The organism is Bacillus glycinifermentans (assembly GCF_001042475.2).
Lineage (GTDB): Bacteria > Bacillota > Bacilli > Bacillales > Bacillaceae > Bacillus > Bacillus glycinifermentans.
The window spans coordinates 114,852-138,800 of the sequence record NZ_LECW02000021.1 but is presented as its reverse complement, the minus strand read 5'-3'; the positions used below and the strand labels follow the sequence as shown (position 1 = coordinate 138,800).

Here is a 23,949-nt window from a genome sequence, read left to right as displayed (position 1 = left end):
GGTTTTTTTATCTTTTCATTGACTGTTTCAAACGATTCAGATACGATATTGGACAATATACATAACAAAACGAGAGGGGCTTTATACCTTTGGAGAAAGAGATGTTCATACACCGGCTTGGTGCTGCGGGACATCGCAGAAAAGCTGATATTGTGATCAAAAACGGAAAAATAATGGATGTTTTTAATCAGGAATGGATCGAGGAAGACATAGCCATCGCAGACGGAGCCATTGTCGGGTTAGGCGATTACGAGGGCGAAGAGGTCATCGACGCAGAGGGACAGATGATTGTTCCCGGCTTTATCGACGGCCATGTCCATATCGAGTCTTCTATGGTGACGCCGCCGGAGTTTGCAAAAGCGGTGATTCCCCATGGGGTGACGACCGTTATAACAGACCCTCATGAAATCGCGAATGTCTCAGGGGTAAAAGGTCTGCATTTCATGATGGAACAGGCCCGGCTGACCCCGCTGAACATCTATTTCATGCTCCCTTCATGCGTACCGGCGGCGGCGTTTGAAAAATCGGGCGCCGCTCTTTATGCCGATGATTTAAAACCGTTTTACAGCCGTGAAGATGTACTCGGCCTGGCGGAAGTGATGGATTACGTTTCCGTAGAATCTTTGGAGGCGGACATGACGCAAAAGCTGTTTGACGCGCACGCAGCGGGCAAACGGATCGACGGTCATTTAGCGGGGCTTACGGCTAAATACGTCAACATCTACCGGGCGGCGGGGGTTCTGACAGATCATGAGGTCACAACTCCTGGAGAAGCGCTTGAACGGATCAGACGGGGAATGTATGTCATGCTCAGGGAAGGGTCTGTGGCAAAGAATGTGCGCAGCGTACTGCCGGCCGTTAACGAAAAAAATGCAAGGCGCTTCTTTTTTTGTACGGATGATAAGCACTTGGACGAACTGATCGACGAAGGTAGCATTAATCACCAGGTGAAGCTTGCCATTCTGTCAGGGCTTGATCCCTTTCTTGCCTATCAAATGGGAAGCCTCAATGCCGCAGAATGCTACGGCTTAAAAACGAAAGGCGCGGTCGCTCCGGGCTATGATGCAGATCTCCTCTTTATCAGCGATTTAAAGAATGTACGCATCACAAAGACGATGATTAACGGGAAGGTGTACAGCGGATTGAATGAAGCGGACGCTGCCGGCTCTAAGCCTGAACAGGCGCTGCTCGAGACGGTGCATCTGCCTGATTTACAGGCGGAGGACCTCGGGATTCCCCTTGTTCGGGACAAGGACATTCGCGTCATCGAAATCATTCCCAACCAGCTTGAGACAAAGCTCGTCTTCGCTAAACCGAAAGACGGGGCGTTTTTCCGCGCAGATCCGGAAAGCGATTTGCTGAAGATCGCGGTGATTGAACGCCACCGGGGCATAAAGGAAATCGGCCTCGGGATTGTAAAGGGATTCGGACTGAAAGAGGGAGCAATCGCAGCGACGATATCGCATGATTCACACAATTTCATCGCCGTCGGCACGAATGATGAGGATATAATAAAAGCGGCTGGCATCTTGGGCAAGATCGGCGGGGGACTGACCGTCGCTAAAGGGGGAAAAGAGCTCCATTCCGTCGCACTGCGGATCGCAGGGCTTTTATCAGACAAACCGCTGGAAGAGGTCAACGAGAGCTTGAAATCGCTTCATGGTGCCTTGAAACAAACCGGTTTTTCAGGAAGCTTCAATCCGTTTTTAACGCTTTCCTTTTTGGCGCTGCCGGTCATTCCCGATGTGAAGATGACGACCGAAGGGCTGTTTGATGTTCAAGCGTTCACGCACATTTCCGTGCAATGAAAAAACGGATGCACTGTTAAGGTGCATCCGTTTTTTAGTGCGCTGCGATTATACTTCCATAATGATTGGAAGTATCATCGGACGGCGTTTTGTTTTTTCGTACAAGAAAGGTGCGAGCGTGTCTGTAATCTCGTTTTTGATTTCAGACCACTGTGTCGTTTTGCGCTCCATCACTTTTCTCAAGTGTGAGGCAATCAGTTCTTGAGCGTCATTGATAAGATCGCCGGATTCCCTCATGTAGACAAACCCTCTTGAAATTAAATCAGGTCCGGCGGAAATTTTGAATTCCTTCATGTTAATGCTGACGACGACGATGACGAGCCCTTCCTCAGAAAGGATTCTCCGGTCGCGCAGGACGATGTTGCCGATATCGCCGATGCCGCTTCCGTCAATATAAACGTTTCCGGAAGGGACTTTTCCGGCGACTGATGCTTCTTCGCTCGTCAGCGCCAGCACCTCGCCGTTGTCCATGATAAAGCAGTTTTCCTCAGGAATTCCGCAGTCGGTCGCCAATTTGACGTGCATTTTTTGCATTCTGTATTCACCGTGAATCGGCATGAAGAACTTCGGTTTGATCAAGCGGAGCATCAGCTTTTGCTCTTCCTGGCCTCCGTGTCCTGATGTATGGATGTTCGTTACGGCTCCGTGGATAACATCCGCTCCTGCACGGTACAGCTGGTTGATCGTGCGGCTGACGCTGATCGTATTGCCCGGGATCGGCGATGATGAAAATACGACCGTATCCCCCGGATTGATCGAAATTTGCCGGTGCGTGCCGTTTGCGATTCTGGAGAGAGCCGCCATCGGCTCGCCTTGGCTTCCCGTACAGAGAATCGTCACTTTTCCGGCCGGAAGCCTGTTGATTTCATTGGCTTCAACAAATGTGTTTTTAGGGCATTTAATATACCCGAGAGTTTGTCCGATTTCAATCGCCGATTCCATGCTTCGTCCGAATACGGCCACCTTCCGGCCGTTGGCAACCGCTGCTTCGATTACCTGCTGAAGACGGTGGATGTTTGAGGCAAAGGTGGCAAAGATGATTCTGCCTTCGACCTTGCGGAAAATGTCGTCAATGCTTTCCCCGACTTTGCGCTCCGACATCGTGAAATCCGGAATTTCGCTGTTTGTGCTGTCAGAAAGGAGGCAGAGAACGCCTTCCTTTCCGATTTCGGCCATTTTGGTCAAGTTGGCCGGCTCGCCAACCGGCGTAAAATCGAATTTAAAGTCGCCGGTATGTACGATATTTCCTTGCGGTGTTTTTACGACAATACCGTATGAGTCCGGAATGCTGTGTGTCGTTCTGAAGAAAGAAACCGCCGTTTTTCTGAACTTGACAATATCGTCCTCTTCAATAATATGAAGCTTTGTCTGGCGCAACAGGCCGTGTTCTTCAAGCTTCTTTCTTAAAAGGCCGATCGCAAGCTGCCCCCCGTAAACCGGTACGTTCACTTGTTTGAGCAGGTACGGAATGCCGCCGATGTGGTCTTCGTGTCCGTGCGTAATAAAAAGGCCTTTGATCTTTTCTTCGTTTTTGACCAGATAGGTGTAGTCAGGGATAACATAGTCGATTCCGAGAAGCTCGTCTTCCGGAAACTTAATCCCCGCGTCAATTAGCACGATCTCATCCTGAAATTGAACGCAGTACGTATTTTTGCCGATTTCCCCCAGTCCGCCCAAGGCAAAAACGGCCGTTTGATCGTTTTTAACAAATTTCATTCACTCATAACTCCAATACTTTAAATTTTTCGTTTTGTTTTTCATATTCTAAAAAAGCGCCTTCAACTTCCTGTATAAACTCAATGTTGTAGTTGTATGATTTTAATTTAGATCTGACATCACGTTCAGATTGAGCTTCCACAAAAATTGAATCTGTTTTTTCACGAACAGGTACTTCGTCATTGCTGCTCTGAAAAAATACCTTATAAATCATCCAAATCTCTCCTTAACTGCCGATTGTTAGACTCATCTTTCTATTATATGCGAAATCGCCTCATAAGAAAAGCATTGAGAAAAAAAGGACCTGTTCACCTGTGTGAAGGTCCTTTTTAAGCAATTGATTTTCTGCGCATCATGCCGTTTAATTGTTTTTTTAATTTTTTTCGAAGGCGGCGAAGCATGTCTTATTCCTCCTTTCGCTGACTTGTCCCAAACCGGCCTTGTTACCTTTAGTTCTATTATATGACGAATTTGCTCATTGTTACATGGATATTGTTGGAATGTAATTTTCTTTTGATTTTCGGGTTGCGAAGGTTTTCTGAATGCTTCAGTTTTTGTATGATGGAAAGAGGAATGATAAAATCATACAACTAAGGGAGAAGGATTCACAGTCATGGATAAAAAACTGATTTTCTTTGATATTGACGGAACGATTTATGACCACGATAAAACCATTCCCGCGAGTGCGAAAACGGCTATTTCCAATTTGAAGGAGCGCGGACACCACGTTTTTATCGCCACCGGACGGGCCCCCTTTATGGTCAGTCCCGTGCTTGAAGAGCTCGGCATCGACTCGTTTGTATCTTATAACGGCCAATATGTCGTATTTGAAGGGGAAGTCATCTATAAAAACCCTCTTTCCGGGCAATCCCTTGAAGCGTTGCTTGCGCATTCAGACCAATGCGGCCACCCCGTCGTTTTTATGGGAGAGGAAGACATGCGGTCTTCAGTCGATGATCATCCCTTTATTCATGAGGGAATCGGCAGCTTAAAAGTCGATCCGCCGCAATTTGACCGCTCTTATTATAAAGGCAGGGACATTTTCCAGGTGCTTTTGTTTTGTGAGGAGGCAGATGAACGCCAATACGGTCGCTTCAGCGAATTCGACCTCGTCCGCTGGCACGAGCGTTCGACAGATGTGCTGCCTGCGGGGGGATCAAAGGCCGAAGGGATTAAAAAAGTCATCGAAAAGCTTCCATTTGAAAGGGAGGATACATACGCGTTCGGAGACGGGCTGAACGATTTGCAAATGATCGAATTTGCAGGCACCGGAGTGGCGATGGGAAATGCCGTACCAGAGTTGAAAAAAGCCGCCGACTTTATTACAAAACCCGTCGATGAGGACGGAATTGCGTTTGCGGTTGAGGCGCTCGGCCTTCTGAAATAATCCAAAAAAAAGCGGATCAAGGCATGATCCGTTTTTTTGTTACCTGCCGATCGGTATCGCGTTATCCGGCTCTTTCAGCGGATTTTCTTTGTCGATGTGATCATAGAACATCACACCGTTCAAATGATCGATTTCGTGCTGAAAGACGATCGCGGGAAATCCTTTTAAGCGTATGTCAATGTTCTCGCCTTCAAGGGTCGTTCCTTTTACCCTGATCCGCGCGTATCTCGGCACATAGCCCGGGATCGGCTCATCGACGGAAAGGCAGCCTTCTCCGCTCGTCAAATAGCTTTTCTCGACCGAGTGACTGACGATCTTCGGATTGAAAAGCGCATAGCTGTATAATGTACCGTCCTCGCTTTCGGCATGAACGGCGATCATTCGTTTATTGACGTTAATTTGCGGAGCGGCAAGGCCTACTCCTGGACGAAGGTTGTATTTTTTAGCAATTTCGGGGTCCTGACTGTTCTTGACGAATTCGATCATTTCAGTCAGTTGTTTGATTTCTGTTTCGTTTGCCGGCAATTGAACTTCTTCGGCGACGGTCCTTAATGCGGGATGACCGTCGCGGACAATGTTTTCCATGGTGATCAACATCTTCACTCCCAATGATTAATATGTAAAGTATAGCGGATCATTTGCATGCCGTGCAATGTTTGAAAAAGCGGGGTGGTAAAATGACCAGCCTGTTTCGGCTGGTCATTGCACAGGTACTAGCAGCACCCTAAATAAGCGGCACCTACAATAATCAGCAATATAAATAGAACAACGATCAAAGCGAATGTGCGGCCGTGACCATAACCGCCATACCCGTATCCATATGAAGGGCAGCAATAACCGTACATATTCAGACCTCCTCCGTGAATTTACGCAAAGCCTTTTTCCTAGGTAGGCATAGCGTCTAATATAAATTATGTAAAAGCGTAAAGGTTGTATAGTCGAATGCCCACTTTCGCGCAAATTTCCGGGGCAGCTGTTCTAAATCGAAGAACGGATACATACCGATTTTGTATCAGCTTGTCCGAAAGAGACCGGGACTTCGGTTGTCAAACAAACGAAGACGCTTTATAGTTGAATTTGTGTTTAGATTGGGGGAAATACGAAAGTGAAATCTTTAAAAATGCGCGTGCCGACCGGCATTGCCGTCTTTTGCGCAGCGGCCTTTCTGCTTGCGGGATGCTGGTGGGAAGATCCGGTGGACTCGCTGCACGCCGCGTTCGAAAAGGTCGTAGATCTGGAAAAGCCGTTTCAAAAGGAGCAGAAATCTCTGAAAAGCCTGGAGCAAACCGAATCAAAGCTTTATGACAAGATGATGAAGCTCAATATGGATGATTTTGCCCAAGTCGTTGCCCTCTCAGAAAAAGCGCTCACATCAGCAGATAAACGGGAGCGGCATTTGAAATCGGAAAAAGAAAGCATCGATAAGGCCAAAAAGGAGTTTGAGGCGCACAAAGCTTCCGTCGAAAAAATCGACGATCAGAAAGTCAGGAAGAAAGCGGAAAGCGCGGCTTCCTATATGGAAAAGCGCTACCTGGCGTATGACAATCTCTACAAGTCCTATCAGAATGCGCTCGGGCTGGATAAAGAGCTGTACAAGCTGCTCCAGAATAAAGGCGCCGGACTTAACGAGCTTGAAGCACAGCTGAATAAAATCAACAAATCATACGATGAAGTGTTAAAGCAAAACGAACGCTTTAATACCTACACGACAGACTACAACAAAGCGAAAAAAGATTTTTACAGGGCCGCAGGGTTTGATGTCAAGGAGAGCCGTTGATTCGGCCCTCCTTTTTTCGACAAAATCTGCAAAGCTATTGTAATACAGTTTGAGGATTATACTAAAACAGTTTTATAACAGGGTGAAGACCGTGAAAACAGTGTTTTAGTAAAGCGAATACATTTATTGAAATTCGGGAATGAAATCGATTGACGAGTATCATCGACTGGTGTAAACTTAGCGGTGGTGGAACTTGTTGTATTAGTTTGTAGCAAGCGATAAATGATACAGTTTTAGAACGCGTCGGGCTGTCCTTACATAAAATGTTTCGACAACAAGTACAGCGGCTAATATCAAATAAATATGAGTTGCGCCTGACAATTTAGGACACCCTAATTCTGTATGTATAAGGATTACACGTCTATCACTGTCAAAAGAAAGGAAGAGGTGACTTTAATATGGCTGCAAAAACGAAAAAAGCAATCGTTGATAGCAAAAAGCAATTTGATGCCATTAAAAAGCAGTTCGAAACGTTTCAAATTTTGAATGAAGAAGGCAAAGTCGTAAACGAAGCGGCAATGCCGGATTTATCTGATGATCAATTAAAAGAATTAATGCGCCGCATGGTGTATACGCGTATTTTAGACCAGCGTTCCATTTCTTTAAACAGACAAGGCCGCCTCGGTTTCTATGCGCCGACTGCAGGTCAGGAAGCTTCTCAAATTGCTACGCATTTTGCGCTTGAGAAAGAAGACTTCGTCCTTCCTGGCTATCGTGACGTTCCGCAGCTGATCTGGCACGGTCTTCCGCTTTATCAGGCGTTCCTGTTCTCACGCGGACACTTCCGTGGAAACCAAATGCCTGACGATGTTAATGCGCTTTCACCGCAAATCATCATCGGTGCGCAGTACATTCAGACAGCCGGTGTGGCTCTCGGTCTGAAAAAGCGCGGCAAACAGGCGGTTGCGATTACTTATACAGGTGACGGAGGCGCTTCTCAAGGGGATTTCTACGAAGGAATCAACTTCGCGGGTGCTTACAAAGCTCCGGCTATCTTCGTTGTCCAAAATAACCGTTATGCGATTTCAACGCCTGTCGAAAAGCAGTCAGCTGCTGAGACGATTGCTCAAAAAGCTGCAGCCGCAGGTATCGTCGGCGTTCAAGTAGACGGAATGGATGCGCTTGCTGTATACGCCGCTACACGCGAAGCTCGTGAACGCGCGATCAACGGCGAAGGCCCTACCCTGATTGAAACGCTTTGCTTCCGTTACGGTCCTCATACAATGGCCGGAGACGATCCGACAAAATACCGCACAAAAGAAATCGAGAATGAGTGGGAGCAGAAAGATCCGCTTGTCCGTTTCCGCAAGTTCTTGGAAGCTAAAGGCCTATGGTCTGAAGAAGAAGAAAACAAGGTAATCGAAGAAGCGAAAGAAGAGATCAAACAGGCAATCAAAAAAGCCGACGAAGAGCCGAAGCAAAAAGTGACTGACCTGATCGACATCATGTATGAAGAGCTTCCTTACAACCTTGCAGAACAAAAGGAAATTTATAAAGAGAAGGAGTCGAAGTAAGCCATGGCGCAAATGACAATGATTCAAGCAATCACTGATGCGTTACGCACAGAACTGAAAAATGACGAAAATGTCTTAGTTTTCGGAGAAGACGTCGGTGTTAACGGTGGCGTATTCCGTGCGACTGAAGGATTGCAAAAAGAGTTTGGTGAGGATCGCGTATTTGATACTCCTCTTGCTGAATCTGGTATCGGCGGTCTTGCGCTCGGTCTGGGCTTACAAGGCTACCGTCCGGTAATGGAAATTCAGTTTTTCGGTTTCGTTTATGAAGTAATGGATTCCGTTTCCGGCCAAATGGCGCGGATGCGCTACCGTTCCGGCGGACGCTGGACTTCCCCTGTGACGATCCGTTCTCCGTTCGGCGGCGGCGTTCACACGCCTGAGCTTCATGCCGACAGCCTTGAAGGGCTTGTAGCGCAGCAGCCTGGTCTTAAAGTAGTAATTCCTTCAACTCCGTACGATGCAAAAGGACTTTTGATTTCCGCGATCCGTGACAACGATCCGGTTGTTTTCCTTGAGCACATGAAGCTTTACCGTTCATTCCGCCAGGAGGTTCCTGAGGAAGAGTACACGATCGAAATCGGCAAAGCCGATGTGAAGCGTGAAGGTACAGATCTTTCCATCATCACATACGGAGCGATGGTTCACGAATCATTGAAAGCTGCTAAAGAACTTGAAAAAGAAGGCGTATCTGCTGAGGTTATTGACCTTCGCACTGTCAGCCCGCTTGATATTGAAACGATCATCGCGTCAGTTGAAAAAACAGGCCGTGCAATCGTCGTTCAAGAGGCGCAAAAACAAGCAGGCGTCGGGGCTAACGTCGTAGCCGAAATCAACGACCGCGCAATTCTTAGCCTTGAAGCGCCTGTGCTTCGCGTCGCTGCGCCTGACACTGTATTCCCGTTCTCTCAAGCTGAAGGCGTTTGGCTTCCAAACCATAAAGACGTGCTCGAGACTGCGAAAAAAGTGTTGGAATTTTAATCTGACAACCGGAAAGGGAAAAGATGTCATACATCTTTTTCCCTCATGCATTTCCACAGTCAGACGGAAAAATTTAGCCGTGTAACTGACGGTCGGCCGGACGCCCGGCTGACGGATTTATCAACTACGTAAATATCTTAGGAGGTCGAGAACTGTGGCATTTGAATTTAAACTTCCAGATATCGGGGAAGGAATCCACGAAGGCGAAATCGTAAAATGGTTCGTCAAGCCAAACGATGAGGTAAACGAAGACGACGTTTTGGCAGAGGTTCAAAACGACAAAGCTGTTGTAGAAATTCCTTCACCTGTTAAAGGAAAAGTATTAGAATTAAAAGTTGAAGAGGGAACAGTCGCAACTGTCGGGCAGACGATTATCACATTTGATGCACCGGGTTACGAAGATCTTCAATTTAAAGGCGACGACTCTGGCGACGCTAAAACAGAAGAACAGGTTCAGTCTTCAGCCGAAGGCGGTCAAGATCTGGACAAAGCAAAGAGTCCTGAACAGCCGGCACAAGAAACGGGCGAAGGCAAGCAGGACCAAGCGGATGCAGATCCGAATAAACGCGTTATCGCGATGCCTTCCGTACGTAAATACGCTCGCGAAAAAGGCGTTGAGATCGCGAAAGTTGCCGGATCCGGCAAAAACGGCCGCGTTCTCAAAGAAGATATCGACAGCTTCTTAAGCGGCGGAAATGCGGAAGCTCCGGCTGCACAAGCAGACAAAAAAGCGGATACAGCCGCACAACCTGCAGCTGCAGCTCAAGCTCCGGAAGGCGAATTCCCGGAAACACGCGAAAAAATGAGCGGAATCCGCAAAGCAATCGCAAAAGCAATGGTAAATTCAAAACATACGGCTCCACACGTTACATTAATGGACGAAGTCGATGTTACAAACCTTGTGGCACACCGCAAGCAGTTTAAGCAAGTTGCGGCTGACCAAGGCATTAAGCTTACTTACCTCCCTTATGTGGTGAAAGCTTTAACATCAGCTCTTAAAAAGTATCCAGTATTGAACACATCAATTGACGATAACACTGATGAAGTTATTCAGAAGCACTACTACAACATCGGAATCGCAGCAGACACAGATAAAGGCCTGCTTGTACCGGTTGTTAAACACGCGGATCGCAAAGCGATTTTTGAGATTTCAAACGAAATCAACGAACTTGCTACAAAAGCACGCGATGGAAAGCTTGCTCCTGCTGAAATGAAAGGCGCTTCTTGCACGATCACAAACATCGGTTCTGCGGGCGGACAATGGTTCACGCCGGTTATCAACCATCCTGAGGTTGCGATCCTTGGAATCGGCCGCATCGCTGAGAAAGCCGTTGTTCGTGACGGTGAAATTGTCGTTGCACCTGTTCTTGCTCTTTCCTTGAGCTTTGACCACCGTATGATCGACGGAGCAACTGCACAAAACGCGTTGAATCACATCAAGCGTTTACTGAACGATCCACAATTAATTTTAATGGAGGCGTAATGTCATGGTAGTAGGAGATTTCCCTATTGAAACAGATACTCTTGTCATCGGTGCGGGACCTGGCGGCTATGTAGCTGCCATCCGTGCTGCCCAGCTTGGACAAAAAGTAACAATCGTTGAAAAAGGCAATCTTGGAGGCGTATGTCTGAATGTCGGATGTATTCCTTCTAAAGCTCTGATCAATGCAGGCCACCGTTATGAGAATGCAAAGCATTCTGAAGATATGGGGATCACTGCTGAAAACGTAACAGTGGACTTTACAAAAGTTCAAGAATGGAAAGCCTCTGTCGTGAACAAGCTTACCGGCGGTGTTGAAGGCCTTCTGAAAGGCAACAAAGTCGATATCGTAAAAGGTGAAGCGTATTTTGTAGACAGCAACTCTGTTCGTGTAATGGATGAGAATTCAGCTCAGACTTACACGTTCAAAAATGCGATCATCGCTACGGGTTCCCGCCCTATTGAATTGCCAAACTTCAAATATAGCGACCGTGTACTGAATTCAACCGGCGCTTTGGCTCTTAAAGAAATTCCTAAGAAGCTTGTCGTAATCGGCGGCGGATATATCGGAACAGAGCTTGGAACAGCGTATGCAAACTTCGGAACTGAACTTGTTATTTTAGAAGGCGGAGACGAAATTCTTCCTGGCTTTGAAAAACAAATGAGTTCTCTTGTCAAACGCAACCTTAAGAAAAAAGGCAATGTTGAGATCCATACAAATGCGATGGCAAAAGGCGTTGAAGAAAAAGCTGACGGCGTAACAGTCACTTTTGAAGTAAAAGGTGAAGAAAAAACCGTTGATGCTGATTACGTACTGATCACTGTCGGACGCCGTCCAAATACGGATGAGCTTGGCCTTGAGCAAGTAGGCGTGGAAATGACAGACCGCGGCATCATCAAAACAGATAAGCAATGCCGTACAAACATTCCAAACATTTACGCAATCGGTGATATCATCGAAGGCCCGCCGCTTGCACACAAAGCGTCTTACGAAGGTAAAATTGCCGCAGAAGCCATTTCCGGTGAAGCTGCTGAAATCGACTATCTCGGAATTCCTGCAGTTGTCTTCTCTGAGCCTGAGCTTGCATCAGTCGGCTATACTGAAGCACAAGCGAAAGAGGAAGGCATTGAAATCACTGCTGCGAAATTCCCGTTTGCTGCAAACGGACGCGCGCTGTCACTCAATCAAACTGACGGTTTCCTTAAACTTGTGACACGCAAAGAAGACGGTCTCGTTATCGGTGCACAAATCGCCGGCGCGAGCGCTTCTGATATGATTTCTGAGCTGAGCCTGGCAATCGAAGCAGGAATGACTGCCGAAGATATCGCGATGACGATCCACGCTCATCCAACATTGGGAGAAATCACTATGGAAGCTGCCGAAGTAGCGATCGGCCTGCCAATCCATATCGTAAAATAAAAAATAAGAAATCCCCGGAAAAAGGGGATTTCTTATTTTTTTAATTGTTTTCGAAGAAGCTCCACGATTTTTGCTTTGTCTTTTATTTTTCCCTCTATCTTGACCAGTACTTTTTTATCATGGACAAGCAGCAAGCTTGGAAATGTGTGTACGTCCTTTTTCCAATCTCCCTTATCGTGCAAGATTTCCATACCGGAAACCTGCTTTGGAAACTCCTGTTTTAAATCCATTAGAGCATCATAGTATGCGACTTCCTGTTCCATATGCTCGTCATCGGAAAAAAAGAGAAGCTTGACGCGATGTGTATTGTCATTTTGCTCATTCTGATCTGCCGAGATGTGAGATAAAGAACATCCACTCGCAAAAAAAAGGATACAAACAGCGGTGATAACAGCCCGACACAGCATCCGTCCTTTCACCTCTCTTAAAAATGCAAGTCAATTTACCTGTTTTTACATAACTGTTCAATTAGTAAACAATTCCTATTTTATCATGATAATAGGAAAATCCATTCGTTGTTACCGATTTGTTATCAAATTGATAACTCGTGTTTCATTCGCGGAATGTTTCTTAATGACAGGATGAATTAGGAAAAATGACATAGTCCGTAAAAAACCGTTCTGCACATGCTTAAAGTGTGAATAAACATGAAATACCGGATTGTTAAATTGTCCCGCTTCGCTAAAAATGCATAAAAATAATAAAAATGTGTTATACAATTTATCATTGACAATGTTAATGTGACATCATATTATAAGGGTAACAAAATTAAACGCTTCCATTTTGAAATGAAAAGGGGAATGAAAGATGGGAACGATCGTTTGTCAAGACTGCAATGAAACCATTCAGCATTTTGAGGATGAAAAGGTGACGGTTCTTTACGGAACATGCGGACATTGCAACTGCTGTCACGAAGAGGAGAAATAGACAAAAAAAGCATGCGGCCGATTTGATCTAAAGCCGCATGCTTTCGTATTTTAAAGGATTGCCTGCTGTTCTTTAATGACCCGGATCATATGGAGCGTGTCATCTTCAGGCCCTTGAACAGGAAGTCCTGCTTCAAGGTTTTTTTCAATGTAGGTGATGTTTTCTTCTGTGATGATCTCGCCCGGTATGAAGATCGGTATGCCGGGAGGATAAACCATGACAAACTCTGCGATAATCCGTCCTGCCGCTTGTTTAAACGGGACGACTTCCGTATTTGCGTAAAATGCATCACGTGGTGTCATTGCAAGGGCAGGGATATCAGGAAGTAGCACTTCAGGCTTTGTTTTGCTTAGTCCGGATGAAACAGCCTGGCGGGCGATTTCCGTCAGCGCTTTGATCAGCGCTTCTGCATCCTCGCTGCGGTCTCCCGGCGTAAAGATGCAAAGGATGTTGTACAAGTCAGAAAGCTCAACTTCGATATGATAGGATTCGCGAAGCCATTTTTCTACATCATGCCCCGTCAAACCGAGGTTTTTCACAGAGATAATCAGCTTTGTCGGGTCATAGTCATAGGCTGCTTTTGAACCGAGGATGTCCCTGCCGGCGCAAAAGAGCCCTTTAATGTGATTGATGCGCTCCCGCGTTTGGTTGGCGAGTTGAATCGTTTGTCCGATCAATTTATGCCCTTCTGTTGCCAGGCGTTTTCTGGCGACATCGAGGGAAGCAAGCAGCAAGTAGGATGTCGACGTCGTCGTCAACATGCTCAAAATCGACTGCACCCTCTCTTTTGAGACGAGTCCTTCTTTCATATTGAGCACTGAGCTTTGCGTCAGTGACCCGCCGAGTTTATGAACGCTTGTTGCCGCCATATCAGCTCCCGCCTGCATGGCTGAAACAGGCAGGTCCTCATGGAAGTGGATATGAACGCCGTGCGCTTCATCCACAAGGACAGGGACGTTGAACGAATGCGCCACATCGACGATGCTTTTTAAATCGGCCGCAATGCCGAAATACGTCGGATTGATTACGAGAAGCCCTTTTGCATCTGGATGCTCAAGCAGCGCTTTTTTTGCTGATTCAGGCGTAATACCGTGAGAAATCCCGAACTCATCGTCGATTTCAGGGTGAACGAAGATCGGCACAGCACCGGAAAATACGATTGCCGACATAACCGATTTATGAACGTTTCTCGGAACGATGATCTTGTCTCCCGGCCCGCAGACTGCCATGACCATCGTCATGATGGCCCCGCTTGTTCCTTGAACGGAAAAGAACGTGTAGTCGGCGCCGAACGCTTCAGCCGCCAAGTCCTGCGCCTCTTTGATGATCCCTTTTGGAGCGTGGAGATCATCAAGCGGCTCAATATTGATTAAATCTATACTTAACGCATTTTCGCCGATGAACTGTCTGAATTCAGGATCCATTCCAGACCCTTTTTTGTGCCCGGGAATATGGAATTGAATCGGCTGCTTTTCAGCGTGTTTTTTTAAACCGGTAAATAAGGGTGTTTCGTGCTGCAACAATTGTATTCCCACCTTCATGTAGATGCCTACTGCTTATTGTTAGTCAAAAATCGATTTATTTTCCTTGATGGCATAAAACAAATGAATTATATTATGTTCTTGAAAGAATGTAAAGAACAATTTAAGATCTTTCTAAGGGGATGGAACATGCCCTTGGATAGACGCAAAAAAGAAAACGAATACTACATAGAACAAAGCCGTTACAAGGAGATGAAGAAAATGGAAGAAGAATATCAATATCCGATGGATGAAGACTGGAGCACCGAGGAAGCGATCGATGTCATTTCGTTTTTCCAGGCTGTCGAGCTCGCTTACGAAAAGGGCGTAAAGCGCGATGTATTAATGAGCGCATACCGGCGATTTAAAGAGATCGTGCCTGGAAAGGCCGAGGAAAAAAAGCTGTGCAGCCAATTTGAAGAGGTGAGTGATTATTCTCCGTACCGGGTGGTGAAAAAGGCAAAAGAACTGACAGAAGACGATAAAATCAAAATGTAAAAAGGGATGCATGTACTCATCCCTTTTTTACAAATCGTCAGAGCGCGACTTTCTGGGTTAACCGGTAAAGAGAGGCGAGCTTTTCAAAAGACGATTCGATTTCAGATAAAAATTCTTGTTCGCTCATCTTGAGCACTTGTTCTTTTGAAAGCTGAATGCCGCACAGAGCCTCGGCTTTTTTCACATTCTCGAGCTGGTCAAACAGCGTTTCGAGCCCTTCTTTCCCCAAGTCGGATTGTTTGCTGGCTTCAGGCTTCGTATGGTCGGCTGACCAGAAAAATCCGTCAGGTATCGTGCTTTTGATCTCTGACAGATGCTCTTTAAACAGCTTTCCGTATTCTTGTTTAAGGGGAGATTCGTAAATCAAGGCAAACCAGACGAAAACATGGGTTTCCCAAAGGCCGATTTGAAAATGGGGCAGCTTTTTATAGCCGCGCTTATTATTTGCAAACGCAACCCAGCTGTCATCAGGCGGATTAACCGAACGGCGGGCATGCTTCGCAACGTGTACGAACATTTCGTCTCCGGCCAAGGCGGAAAGAACGGGCGCAAAATGTTCGCCAAGCCCCTGGAGCTTCGGCCGTACGGTTTCTTTCAAAACGTCCATCCGCGCATCTAAACCTTCTATTGTAAATGTGTGAAAATCCTCTTCTGTGAAACGCAGATTGTTCATTTTTTTCCTCCTTGTCCAATCGGTAATGATATTTTACCACAGCCTGCTTTCCAAACAAAAAATAACGTTTGAAACTTTCTTGTTGTGGGAAACGGTAGGTAAACACACAATTTTTAGAATGACGTTGCGAAAGCACCAGCGATTCATACGATATGAATAAGAAAATATCATAAATGCCGCGAGAAGCTATGACCAGAAGGATGACTTTTCAAATCAATTTTCTCTGGAAGGGGCGTAGGGCGATGAAACCAATTGTAAAACAAGGGATTAAGGAAGAAAAAGACAATCGGGCCGCCGTGTGGAGGCTTGAGGTCGATTATGAATTAGCAACACTTTATGAAGCGATGGAGAAAAAGGATGAAACCCAAATCGAAATGAGCAAGCGAAAACTGGAGCAGCTCAGAAAAGAATGGATCAGATTGTATGGATGAAACCATAATAAAAACGAACCTGGCAGACGGTTCGTTTTTATCTGGGCGACGCGATTCTTCTTTCATTTTTCTTGCTTTTTTGAGATCAATATCAGTATGCTATGAATAAAACAACACGTATACATAGAAAAGAGGTTGTGCGATGACAAACTGGAAGGAAATCGACCGGCTTGCAAAAAGCTGGGTAAAGGAAGCTGGACAAAGAATTCAGGAATCGATGAAAAAGAAGATGACGATCGAAACAAAATCGAATCCCAATGACCTTGTCACGAATATCGATAAGGAAACTGAGCGCTTTTTCATTGAAAAAATCCAATCGGCTTTTCCCGACCATCACATTCTCGGCGAAGAAGGCCAAGGGGACAAGCTTACATCGCTCGATGGAATCGTCTGGATTATCGACCCGATCGACGGGACGATGAACTTTGTTCATCAAAAACGAAACTTCGCGATTTCAATCGGCATTTTTGAAAACGGAAAAGGCAAAATCGGGCTTATTTATGATGTAACCCATGATGAATTGTACCACGCGTTTCGCGGAGAGGGTGCATATATGAATGACATCAAGCTTGAAAAGATGAAAGAGGTGCCGCTTGAAGAAGCCATTCTGGCGATCAATGCCACATGGATAACGGAAAATAGACGGATCGATCCAAGCGTTTTATCCCCTCTCGTCAAACGGGTCAGAGGAACGCGTTCTTACGGCTCGGCGGCCCTGGAGCTTGCATATGTTGCGGCGGGCAGAATGGACGTCTATGTGACGATGCGTCTCGCCCCTTGGGATTATGCGGCCGGCTGCATCCTGCTTGACGAGGTTGGAGGTACATATACGACGATTGACGGAAAACCGCTCAATTTTCTTGAAAACAACAGCATTATAGCCGGCAATCCTGCCGCTCATCGAACGATATTCACAGACTATCTGCCGCATGAATAGCAGATCTTTTTCTGCGTCTGACCTTGCGTTTTTCGAAGAGCTGATACGTTTCAGTCCCGAATGGGCTGAAGAAGAGTTGAACGGGGAACCGGTAAAAAGCTATATGTTGTCCTATGCGATGTACAACGGAAGCTGGCTCGTGTGGGAGGATGGCGGCCGGCCGGCGGCGGTCAGCTTTCACCTTGAGTGGGCCCCCTCAAACGGCAAACCGTGGCTCGGCACATTGCTCGTTCATCCCGGTTTTCGAAGGAAAGGCCGCGGCAAAACAATCATTGGGAAAATCGGGAGCAGACTGAAAAACGCAGGGCATAAAGCGCTCTTTGCCGCCGTCCCTTTCGATCGGGATGAATGGCAGCAGACGCTCGCACATTGCGGTTTTGAACAGCTGAAAACGGAAAAGGATGAAAAGGGGAACCGATATTTGATCATGGTATATCCGCTGACGCACACGTGAACTTGTTTCGCGTGTGCGTTTTTTTGTTTTTTCTGAAACTTTTGGGAGATCTGTTTGTCTAAGGTTGCGAGGCCTTAATTTGTTGCAAAGGATTGTGTGGAATGATTGAGTTAATTAGTGACTACGCTTTACATTTTGAACGCTATTTTCTTTTAAGCAGGCAGGGCATATCGATCATCGAATGGTGTTTGACGGGGCTTGCGCTTCTTTACGCCGTTTCGTTTCATCCGAAAGTGAACAGGCGGAATGCTTTTTTTTATGCCGGCATTATGGAATGTTTTCTTGTGCGGGATTTATTGCCTCTTTACATAGAAGGCGATTGCGGAAAAGAAACCGAGCGGCTGCTTGCAGCCCATTTAAAAACGTGCAACGAATGTAAGGGGATCTACGACATGATGCAGAGCCCCCTCATGATCCAAAAAGATGACCGGATGATTCAAGAAATAGCGGAAGTAAAAGAGGAACGAAGATTCAAGGAAAGATACTACAGGCGGCTGATCCTGACCGGAACCGCGCTGTTTTGCGGCGGGTATGTTTTGATGATGGCATTATACCTTTTGTTATTCTAGAAAACCGGCGGTACGAGACCGCCGGTTTATGCTTTTGTCATTCGAGTATCCCTTTTTCGCGCATTCTCTTTTTGAGCGTAAATCCGCCACCCATGATAACGATGAGAGCTGCTATAGCGACTAATACCCCGAGCAGGCTTTTTTCGGCGATCGCGACCCCGATCAGCATGATGCTGGCGACGGCGGCGAATGCGAACAATAAAAACATCCATTTCACTTGCTTCATCTGTTTTCCATCCCCTTTTTCAGTCTACTGTTAGTTTACAGAAAAATGTTTAAAATATAAAGAGGGAAGCGCTTTATCTTGCTAAACAAATTGAAATGCCTGCAATTCTCATGTATAATATGAAAGGTTATCTGACTTTTTTAGGAGATGAAAATGTGAAACTTCGAGAAGATCTTCGCAATATTGCTATTATCGCCCACGTTGACCATGGAAAAACGACGCTGGTGGACCAGCTTCTCCATCAAGCCGGTACATTCCGGGCAAATGAAAACGTGGCTGAACGCGCAATGGATTCCAACGATTTGGAAAGAGAGCGCGGCATCACGATTTTAGCAAAAAATACGGCGATTAATTATAAAGATACACGCATTAATATTTTGGACACTCCTGGACACGCGGACTTTGGCGGCGAAGTTGAACGGATTATGAAAATGGTTGACGGCGTATTGCTCGTTGTCGACGCTTATGAAGGCTGCATGCCGCAGACCCGCTTTGTGTTGAAAAAAGCGCTCGAGCAAAACTTGACGCCGATCGTTGTCGTCAATAAAATCGACCGCGATTTTGCCCGTCCTGAAGAGGTCGTTGACGAAGTGCTTGATCTGTTCATCGAGCTCGATGCAAACGAAGATCAACTGGAATTCCCGGTTGTATATGCTTCAGCGATCAACGGTACCGCTTCAACGGATCCGAATCAGCAGGATGAAAACATGGAAGCTTTATTTGAAGCGATTGTCAGCCATATTCCAAGTCCTGTCGACAACCGCGAAGAGCCGCTTCAATTCCAGGTGGCGCTGCTTGACTACAACGATTATGTCGGCCGTATCGGCATCGGCCGCGTCTTCAGAGGCACGATGAAGGTTGGGCAGCAGGTGGCATTAATGAAGCTTGACGGCACTGTTAAGCCGTTCCGCGTAACGAAAATCTTCGGCTTCCAAGGGCTGAAGAGAGTCGAGATCGAAGAAGCGAAAGCCGGCGATCTCGTTGCGGTATCCGGAATGGAAGACATTAACGTCGGGGAAACCGTCTGCCCGATCGATCAGCAGGAAGCGCTGCCGGTTCTCCGCATTGATGAGCCGACGCTTCAGATGACGTTTGCGGTCAACAACAGTCCTTTTGCCGGACGCGAGGGCAAATATGTCACCGCAAGAAAAATCGAAGAGCGCCTCGAACAGCAGCTGCAAACAGATGTCAGTCTCAGGGTCGATCCGACTCCTTCGCCTGATGCCTGGATCGTCTCAGGACGCGGTGAGCTTCATCTTTCTATTTTGATAGAGAACATGCGCCGTGAAGGCTTCGAATTGCAAGTGTCAAAACCTGAAGTCATCATCAAAGAAATCGACGGTGTCCGCTGCGAGCCTGTTGAGCGCGTTCAAATCGATGTTCCTGAAGAACACACAGGCTCCGTGATGGAATCAATGGGCGCCCGCAAAGGCGAAATGATCGACATGATCAATAACGGAAACGGGCAGGTCCGCCTGATTTTCAATGTGCCTTCACGCGGTTTAATCGGGTATTCGACAGAGTTTCTTTCATTGACGCGCGGCTTCGGTATTTTGAACCACACGTTTGACAGTTATCAGCCGGTCGAGCCGGGCCAAGTCGGCGGACGCCGTCAGGGCGTTCTCGTTTCAATGGATACCGGAAAAGCTTCAGCTTACGGTATTCAAGGTGTTGAAGAGCGGGGCGTGATTTTCGTTGAGCCGGGTACGGAAGTGTACGAAGGCATGATCGTCGGCGAACACAACCGTGAAAACGACCTTGTTGTCAACATTAACAAAATGAAACAGCAGACAAACGTGCGTTCAGCTACAAAAGATCAGACGGTCAGCATGAAAAAACCTCGCATCATGTCTCTCGAAGAATCGCTCGAATATTTGAATGAGGACGAGTATTGTGAGGTAACGCCTGAATCGATCAGATTGAGAAAGAAAATTCTCGATAAAAACGAACGCGAAAAAGCAGCGAAAAAGAAGAAGCTGGCAGGATTGTCTTAAGGTTACGCAGAATTGAAAAAAGAGGCACCCAACTAAGCAAAGGGGAGGGGAATCTTTTTGACTGAAGTAAGTGAACGGCTTTCGTTTTTTGCCGCTCTTTATAAAGTGGACGAAAATCCCGGGGCAGGGATGTGGTGGCTTTATTTTACCATCTTCATCCTGTCCGCCGTCGTTTTTCAATTGGGGTTTGCCAAACGGCTGCCCCTGTTAAAAACAGCGATTATTTATTTCTTTCTTGCTTTGGGATGTACGTTTCTCACGTTTTTCGGCGTGTTTTTGCCGGTTGGAGAAGGATTGATCGTCGCAGCTCTTATTTTGACGATCTACAAAATCCGGCTGCACCGCTCGAAAAAGGACAGGAGACAGGGACATAAGCGTTCAGCATGAAAAAGACACAGCTCTTAGCTGTGTCTTTTTTGCGGTTCTGCCAAAAAGTCATTCATGAGCAAGTCGCTGAACAGCCGTCTGGCAAAAAGGATTTCCTCCGCTGAGTAGCGGTCTAAAAAGCCTTTAAACCGCTGTTCGATTTTCTCGTGTTCCCGCTGATGAATAGCATGCACTTTTTTTCCTTTCCCGGCTAAGCGAAAATAGACCTCTTTTTTATTGTCGCTTAGCTGGGTTTTGCCGATGAGGCCTTTTTTCATCAGCTTCGCCGTAATTCTTGAAACGGTTGCTTTTGACAAACCCATTTTCCCTGCGATAGAGGTGACATTAATCGGTTCGTGATCCCCAATACAGGCAATTGTGTGAATGTCGGACATGGTCAGATTCAGCTCTGAGCCCAATTCCTGCTCCATGCTTTCGAGTTCTGCCGATATTCGCTCCTTCATTGCGCTTTCCTGCTGTTCTTGCTGGTGGATAAGTGCAATGTACATGTCAAAAATCTCTTGTTTAGCGTGTGTCAAATGTTCCATGCAGAAAAAAGTCTCCTTTTGATCGATTTCCTGCTTTATTATATCATTTTGTTTCAGGTGAAACAAAATGATTATAAGGATGGCATTGGAACATTTCCGCACCAGCGGCGAATGCCTTCTGAAATGAGATGTTTCGGGTGTTGATGCGATTTGCTGACAGCCCATGCAACATGGCCGTCAGGACGGATCAGGACTGATTTGACATCCCCCCATTCCGGCCGGTCCAACACAGCTTTTGCAATTACCGTTTTCAGATGAGGAAGGCAAGGGGTTTGCATCGGATCATCTTCAAATGCGATATACAAAAAGTGTCCGGAATGAAGAAACGAATAGAGGCGCTTGGCAGAGCCGTCTTTCAGCGTGATATCCAGGTCGGGCAGCCGTTTTCCATTCAGCTGATGCTGCGGCATCGTTTCATCTGATGGGTAATTGACGCTGAGAGCCGCGATTTGTTCTGCCAGATAGCGATTGACCTCAGGGAATGTGAGAATGTCTGAAAGCAGCTCGCGCAAATAGAGTCCCTCCCTGGTAAAATCAAACAGCTTTGTTTGAATTTGCGTATTCCGGAGAAGCTCTTTCCCGACAGGATGCCTTTCCGTGTGATAGCTGTCCAGGAGCCGCTCGGAAGCCTTGCCTTTGACGGCAGAAGCAAGCTTCCAGCCGAGGTTCATTGCGTCCTGAAGCCCGACATTCAGCCCTTGTCCGCCGGCTGGAAAATGAATGTGCGCTGCATCTCCCGCCAGGAAAATCCTTTTTGATCTGTAGCGTTCCGCCAATCGGCTGGCATTGCCGAACCGCGACATCCAAACCGGGTTGCTGGCGCCGAAATCGCTGCCGCATATCTGCACGAGGCCTTTTTGTATTTCTTCCAGTGTCACCGGTTCGTGCAATAGGCGCTGAGGTTTGTGCGGCGACACGATGAGCACGCGGTAAACGCCTGGTGACAATGGGATGATGACGACGGCGCCTTCTTCATTGATGTGCGTATAGAAACTGGAATTTGGCGGCGATTGAAGCGCTACATCCCCCAGCACGGCGGTCAGGCTTGCATCGCTTCCGTGAAACGCGATCCCAGCCTGTTTGCGGACGGTGCTTCCCGCCCCATCGGCACCGACAATGTAAGCTGCCGTTAAAAATGACAAACCGTCAGGGCCCTGGACGACGAGCTCTGCATGTTCATCGTTTTGCCGGACGGCAAGGACGTCATGACCGCGAAGGATAGAGACGCCTAAGCTGCGGGCGTGTTCATCAAGCAATTCCTCGGTATCAGTCTGAGGAAGAAACAGCGTATAATCGGTGCGAGTGTCAAGTTCAGAAAAGTCCAATGCCGTGTCAAGACCGGCAAAATGTCCGTGCGGCAGCGGCTTTCCTCTTTCTTTAAACCGCTCAAACAGGCCGCGCATTTCCAATATTTCGATTGACCGCGGATGAAGCGTCAGCGCTTTTGAATGAGGGGAAGGCTGAGTCAGGCGTTCGACGATACATGTGCGCACGCCGGCCAGTGCCAATTCGGAAGCCGTCATCAGGCCAACAGGGCCGCCTCCAACGATAATAACATCAAAATCCATAATATATCACTCCTTTTTGTTACGTATGAAACAATTTAAATATACTATTTATGAAATTGTTTTTCAATAATTTTTTAAAAAATGTTTCATGTGAAACAAAAATATAAAAAAGACATGAATCGTGTTCATGTCCCAGGCGGCTTTTATGACTTTACCTGTTCTTTGTCTTTTCTGTGCGGATATAATTTAAAACGGCCGGTTTTCGTCCGGTTCTCGGTTTTGATTTTGATTCGTTCATAGCATTCATTGCACATATACGTATGTATAGGCCGGTTTCGAAGACGCTTGGCAATCAGTGTGTCATCATCGATTTGATCAATTTTGTCACACAATGAACACTTTACCCTCACATTGTTTCACCTCGCTCGTGATTCATTATATCACCAATTTCACCGGACAAAAATGTTCTGCAGAAGAAAAAAGGAAAGCTTGTGCCGCGAGAGAAGGTAAAGGCACAAGCTTTTTCGTTATTGCTGTCTGTTTTTCATGTATTTATTCGCTTGGTCGTTCTGCTCTTTTTCAAGATTTTTTTGCCGCTCTCCGTTCAGCTGGTCATTGTTTGATTTTGTCGGATTTGTGTTTTGATTGTCTGTTGCATCATTCGGCACTTCCGGAAGAACGCGTCCGACAATCGCCGCCAGCTCGTCAAGGATGCCTTTTGCGGGTCTTCCCGCTTGAATTTCTTTTCCCATCGCCCTTAGACGGTTTACGGTGTCGGGATCGGCCACGACTGCAGCATTGGCACCGTACGGATCGTTTTTCAGCGCTTGGACGACGGAGTATTTAACGGACTCGACTTTGCTGCGCTCCAAATTATCTTTGACATCGATGCCGACGACGGCGAGCCTGCCGAGAACGACGGCTGTTGCATCATTGACTCCAGGAACGCTTTCGGTAATTTTCACGAGTCGTCTGGCAATGGCTTGGCCGTCTTTGCGGCCGACCGGCTCCTGGGCGGTGTTTTTCACTTGAACGGTCCCGTTGCGCGGACGTTCATTCGCGTTATTTTGTGCATTATTTTGAATGCCGCAGGCTGAAAGGAGCATAACGGTTTGAATGAAGATCAAAAAAAAGATTCGCACTTGAGGTTGCCTCCTTAAAAATGCTTTCAATATTTTTATTGTTGAATTAACCTTCTATCTTTATTCACGAAAA

The 23,949-nt window shown here is 46.7% G+C and carries 27 protein-coding genes; 15 read left to right on the top strand and 12 right to left on the bottom strand.

Going from position 1 to position 23,949, the window contains the following annotated elements; all coding sequences use genetic code 11:
* Nucleotides 1-89 precede the first annotated feature (89 nt).
* Nucleotides 90-1,808 carry an adenine deaminase gene (gene ade / locus AB447_RS13365; RefSeq protein WP_048353070.1) on the top strand — a complete coding sequence of 573 codons (1,719 nt, stop codon included), beginning with the start codon at nucleotides 90-92 and terminating at the stop codon, nucleotides 1,806-1,808.
* A 48-nt stretch (nucleotides 1,809-1,856) separates the two neighbouring features.
* On the opposite strand, the gene rnjA is transcribed toward ade, so the two are convergent.
* The gene (rnjA, locus tag AB447_RS13360; RefSeq protein WP_048353071.1) at nucleotides 1,857-3,524 is read right to left on the bottom strand and encodes a ribonuclease J1; all 1,668 of its coding nucleotides are present in this window, start codon (nucleotides 3,522-3,524) and stop codon (nucleotides 1,857-1,859) included.
* A 4-nt stretch (nucleotides 3,525-3,528) separates the two neighbouring features.
* Nucleotides 3,529-3,738, bottom strand: a complete 210-nt coding sequence (locus AB447_RS13355; protein ID WP_048353072.1) for a DNA-dependent RNA polymerase subunit epsilon — start codon at nucleotides 3,736-3,738, stop codon at nucleotides 3,529-3,531.
* 399 nt (nucleotides 3,739-4,137) lie between these two features.
* On the opposite strand from AB447_RS13355, the gene AB447_RS13350 reads away from it, so the two are divergent.
* Nucleotides 4,138-4,911, top strand: a complete 774-nt coding sequence (locus tag AB447_RS13350; protein WP_048353073.1) for a Cof-type HAD-IIB family hydrolase — start codon at nucleotides 4,138-4,140, stop codon at nucleotides 4,909-4,911.
* A gap of 39 nt (nucleotides 4,912-4,950) precedes the next feature.
* On the opposite strand, the gene def is transcribed toward AB447_RS13350, so the two are convergent.
* Both def and AB447_RS25255 read right to left on the bottom strand, forming a co-directional pair.
* Nucleotides 4,951-5,505, bottom strand: coding sequence for a peptide deformylase (def, locus tag AB447_RS13345; RefSeq protein WP_048353074.1), 555 nt, complete (start codon nucleotides 5,503-5,505; stop codon nucleotides 4,951-4,953).
* A 119-nt stretch (nucleotides 5,506-5,624) separates the two neighbouring features.
* On the bottom strand, nucleotides 5,625-5,756 hold the full coding sequence (locus AB447_RS25255; protein WP_082142453.1) for a YjcZ family sporulation protein: 132 nt from the start codon (nucleotides 5,754-5,756) through the stop codon (nucleotides 5,625-5,627).
* 260 nt (nucleotides 5,757-6,016) lie between these two features.
* On the opposite strand from AB447_RS25255, the gene AB447_RS13340 reads away from it, so the two are divergent.
* The 5 genes from AB447_RS13340 (at nucleotide 6,017) to lpdA (ending at nucleotide 12,083) form a co-directional block, all read left to right on the top strand.
* The gene (locus AB447_RS13340; RefSeq protein ID WP_053071224.1) at nucleotides 6,017-6,688 is read left to right on the top strand and encodes a YkyA family protein; all 672 of its coding nucleotides are present in this window, start codon (nucleotides 6,017-6,019) and stop codon (nucleotides 6,686-6,688) included.
* A 398-nt stretch (nucleotides 6,689-7,086) separates the two neighbouring features.
* Entirely contained in the window at nucleotides 7,087-8,202 is a 1,116-nt protein-coding gene (gene pdhA / locus AB447_RS13335; RefSeq protein ID WP_046130602.1) for a pyruvate dehydrogenase (acetyl-transferring) E1 component subunit alpha, read from the top strand.
* Between the two features lie 3 nt (nucleotides 8,203-8,205).
* Entirely contained in the window at nucleotides 8,206-9,183 is a 978-nt protein-coding gene (pdhB, locus tag AB447_RS13330; protein WP_048353075.1) for a pyruvate dehydrogenase complex E1 component subunit beta, read from the top strand.
* 154 nt (nucleotides 9,184-9,337) lie between these two features.
* Nucleotides 9,338-10,666 (top strand): dihydrolipoamide acetyltransferase family protein, encoded by a 1,329-nt coding sequence (locus AB447_RS13325; protein ID WP_048353076.1) that lies wholly within the window; start codon nucleotides 9,338-9,340, stop codon nucleotides 10,664-10,666.
* 4 nt (nucleotides 10,667-10,670) lie between these two features.
* On the top strand, nucleotides 10,671-12,083 hold the full coding sequence (lpdA, locus tag AB447_RS13320) for a dihydrolipoyl dehydrogenase (RefSeq protein WP_046130605.1): 1,413 nt from the start codon (nucleotides 10,671-10,673) through the stop codon (nucleotides 12,081-12,083).
* Nucleotides 12,084-12,115: 32 nt separating this feature from the next.
* Here lpdA and AB447_RS26870 read toward each other — a convergent pair whose 3' ends face one another.
* The gene (locus tag AB447_RS26870) at nucleotides 12,116-12,346 is read right to left on the bottom strand and encodes a hypothetical protein (RefSeq protein WP_231592128.1); all 231 of its coding nucleotides are present in this window, start codon (nucleotides 12,344-12,346) and stop codon (nucleotides 12,116-12,118) included.
* 544 nt (nucleotides 12,347-12,890) lie between these two features.
* Here AB447_RS26870 and AB447_RS25250 point away from each other — a divergent pair.
* Entirely contained in the window at nucleotides 12,891-13,010 is a 120-nt protein-coding gene (locus AB447_RS25250) for a GapA-binding peptide SR1P (RefSeq protein WP_082634653.1), read from the top strand.
* Between the two features lie 50 nt (nucleotides 13,011-13,060).
* Here AB447_RS25250 and AB447_RS13310 read toward each other — a convergent pair whose 3' ends face one another.
* On the bottom strand, nucleotides 13,061-14,533 hold the full coding sequence (locus AB447_RS13310; protein WP_048353078.1) for an aminotransferase class I/II-fold pyridoxal phosphate-dependent enzyme: 1,473 nt from the start codon (nucleotides 14,531-14,533) through the stop codon (nucleotides 13,061-13,063).
* A gap of 219 nt (nucleotides 14,534-14,752) precedes the next feature.
* Here AB447_RS13310 and AB447_RS13305 point away from each other — a divergent pair, with 219 nt between their 5' ends.
* The gene (locus tag AB447_RS13305; protein WP_046130610.1) at nucleotides 14,753-15,028 is read left to right on the top strand and encodes a UPF0223 family protein; all 276 of its coding nucleotides are present in this window, start codon (nucleotides 14,753-14,755) and stop codon (nucleotides 15,026-15,028) included.
* 37 nt (nucleotides 15,029-15,065) lie between these two features.
* Here AB447_RS13305 and AB447_RS13300 read toward each other — a convergent pair whose 3' ends face one another.
* Nucleotides 15,066-15,701 carry a YktB family protein gene (locus tag AB447_RS13300; protein WP_048353079.1) on the bottom strand — a complete coding sequence of 212 codons (636 nt, stop codon included), beginning with the start codon at nucleotides 15,699-15,701 and terminating at the stop codon, nucleotides 15,066-15,068.
* A 242-nt stretch (nucleotides 15,702-15,943) separates the two neighbouring features.
* Here AB447_RS13300 and AB447_RS13295 point away from each other — a divergent pair, with 242 nt between their 5' ends.
* The 4 genes from AB447_RS13295 to AB447_RS26865 all read left to right on the top strand — a co-directional run bounded on the left by AB447_RS13295 (nucleotide 15,944) and on the right by AB447_RS26865 (nucleotide 18,092).
* Nucleotides 15,944-16,132 (top strand): hypothetical protein, encoded by a 189-nt coding sequence (locus AB447_RS13295; RefSeq protein WP_048353080.1) that lies wholly within the window; start codon nucleotides 15,944-15,946, stop codon nucleotides 16,130-16,132.
* Between the two features lie 142 nt (nucleotides 16,133-16,274).
* Nucleotides 16,275-17,069 carry an inositol monophosphatase family protein gene (locus AB447_RS13290; RefSeq protein WP_048353081.1) on the top strand — a complete coding sequence of 265 codons (795 nt, stop codon included), beginning with the start codon at nucleotides 16,275-16,277 and terminating at the stop codon, nucleotides 17,067-17,069.
* Nucleotides 17,062-17,523 (top strand): GNAT family N-acetyltransferase, encoded by a 462-nt coding sequence (locus AB447_RS13285; RefSeq protein ID WP_057957604.1) that lies wholly within the window; start codon nucleotides 17,062-17,064, stop codon nucleotides 17,521-17,523. The genes AB447_RS13290 and AB447_RS13285 overlap by 8 nt, the downstream gene beginning before the upstream one ends.
* A gap of 101 nt (nucleotides 17,524-17,624) precedes the next feature.
* Nucleotides 17,625-18,092 (top strand): zf-HC2 domain-containing protein, encoded by a 468-nt coding sequence (locus tag AB447_RS26865; protein WP_241494776.1) that lies wholly within the window; start codon nucleotides 17,625-17,627, stop codon nucleotides 18,090-18,092.
* A gap of 37 nt (nucleotides 18,093-18,129) precedes the next feature.
* Here AB447_RS26865 and AB447_RS13275 read toward each other — a convergent pair whose 3' ends face one another.
* Nucleotides 18,130-18,318 carry a YlaF family protein gene (locus AB447_RS13275; protein ID WP_048353082.1) on the bottom strand — a complete coding sequence of 63 codons (189 nt, stop codon included), beginning with the start codon at nucleotides 18,316-18,318 and terminating at the stop codon, nucleotides 18,130-18,132.
* Between the two features lie 155 nt (nucleotides 18,319-18,473).
* On the opposite strand from AB447_RS13275, the gene typA reads away from it, so the two are divergent.
* Nucleotides 18,474-20,312, top strand: a complete 1,839-nt coding sequence (typA, locus tag AB447_RS13270) for a translational GTPase TypA (RefSeq protein ID WP_048353138.1) — start codon at nucleotides 18,474-18,476, stop codon at nucleotides 20,310-20,312.
* A gap of 57 nt (nucleotides 20,313-20,369) precedes the next feature.
* On the top strand, nucleotides 20,370-20,699 hold the full coding sequence (locus tag AB447_RS13265) for a YlaH-like family protein (protein ID WP_048353083.1): 330 nt from the start codon (nucleotides 20,370-20,372) through the stop codon (nucleotides 20,697-20,699).
* Between the two features lie 14 nt (nucleotides 20,700-20,713).
* Here the strand turns inward: AB447_RS13265 and AB447_RS13260 are convergent, their stop codons facing one another.
* From AB447_RS13260 to AB447_RS13245, 4 genes are all read right to left on the bottom strand, one after another.
* On the bottom strand, nucleotides 20,714-21,226 hold the full coding sequence (locus AB447_RS13260; protein ID WP_048353139.1) for a MarR family transcriptional regulator: 513 nt from the start codon (nucleotides 21,224-21,226) through the stop codon (nucleotides 20,714-20,716).
* 71 nt (nucleotides 21,227-21,297) lie between these two features.
* Complete coding sequence (locus AB447_RS13255; RefSeq protein WP_048353084.1) at nucleotides 21,298-22,794, bottom strand: monooxygenase; 1,497 nt, start codon at nucleotides 22,792-22,794, stop codon at nucleotides 21,298-21,300.
* Nucleotides 22,795-22,937: 143 nt separating this feature from the next.
* A complete protein-coding gene (locus AB447_RS13250) occupies nucleotides 22,938-23,144 on the bottom strand; it encodes a YlaI family protein (RefSeq protein ID WP_048353085.1) in 207 nt (68 codons plus the stop codon).
* A gap of 117 nt (nucleotides 23,145-23,261) precedes the next feature.
* Complete coding sequence (locus AB447_RS13245) at nucleotides 23,262-23,876, bottom strand: YhcN/YlaJ family sporulation lipoprotein (RefSeq protein WP_057957603.1); 615 nt, start codon at nucleotides 23,874-23,876, stop codon at nucleotides 23,262-23,264.
* Nucleotides 23,877-23,949 lie beyond the last annotated feature (73 nt).

Bases quoted from the DNA above. Each gene is read 5' to 3' on its own strand.
- rnjA (WP_048353071.1), bottom strand. From the start codon at position 3,524: ATGAAATTTGTTAAAAACGATCAAACGGCCGTTTTTGCCTTGGGCGGA.
- AB447_RS13355 (WP_048353072.1), bottom strand. From the start codon at position 3,738: ATGATTTATAAGGTATTTTTTCAGAGCAGCAATGACGAAGTACCTGTT.
- AB447_RS13350 (WP_048353073.1), top strand. From the start codon at position 4,138: ATGGATAAAAAACTGATTTTCTTTGATATTGACGGAACGATTTATGAC.
- AB447_RS25255 (WP_082142453.1), bottom strand. From the start codon at position 5,756: ATGTACGGTTATTGCTGCCCTTCATATGGATACGGGTATGGCGGTTAT.
- pdhA (WP_046130602.1), top strand. From the start codon at position 7,087: ATGGCTGCAAAAACGAAAAAAGCAATCGTTGATAGCAAAAAGCAATTT.
- pdhB (WP_048353075.1), top strand. From the start codon at position 8,206: ATGGCGCAAATGACAATGATTCAAGCAATCACTGATGCGTTACGCACA.
- lpdA (WP_046130605.1), top strand. From the start codon at position 10,671: ATGGTAGTAGGAGATTTCCCTATTGAAACAGATACTCTTGTCATCGGT.
- AB447_RS26870 (WP_231592128.1), bottom strand. From the start codon at position 12,346: ATGGAACAGGAAGTCGCATACTATGATGCTCTAATGGATTTAAAACAG.
- AB447_RS25250 (WP_082634653.1), top strand. From the start codon at position 12,891: ATGGGAACGATCGTTTGTCAAGACTGCAATGAAACCATTCAGCATTTT.
- AB447_RS13305 (WP_046130610.1), top strand. From the start codon at position 14,753: ATGGAAGAAGAATATCAATATCCGATGGATGAAGACTGGAGCACCGAG.
- AB447_RS13300 (WP_048353079.1), bottom strand. From the start codon at position 15,701: ATGAACAATCTGCGTTTCACAGAAGAGGATTTTCACACATTTACAATA.
- AB447_RS13295 (WP_048353080.1), top strand. From the start codon at position 15,944: ATGAAACCAATTGTAAAACAAGGGATTAAGGAAGAAAAAGACAATCGG.
- AB447_RS13290 (WP_048353081.1), top strand. From the start codon at position 16,275: ATGACAAACTGGAAGGAAATCGACCGGCTTGCAAAAAGCTGGGTAAAG.
- AB447_RS13285 (WP_057957604.1), top strand. From the start codon at position 17,062: ATGAATAGCAGATCTTTTTCTGCGTCTGACCTTGCGTTTTTCGAAGAG.
- AB447_RS26865 (WP_241494776.1), top strand. From the start codon at position 17,625: ATGATTGAGTTAATTAGTGACTACGCTTTACATTTTGAACGCTATTTT.
- AB447_RS13275 (WP_048353082.1), bottom strand. From the start codon at position 18,318: ATGAAGCAAGTGAAATGGATGTTTTTATTGTTCGCATTCGCCGCCGTC.
- AB447_RS13260 (WP_048353139.1), bottom strand. From the start codon at position 21,226: ATGGAACATTTGACACACGCTAAACAAGAGATTTTTGACATGTACATT.
- AB447_RS13255 (WP_048353084.1), bottom strand. From the start codon at position 22,794: ATGGATTTTGATGTTATTATCGTTGGAGGCGGCCCTGTTGGCCTGATG.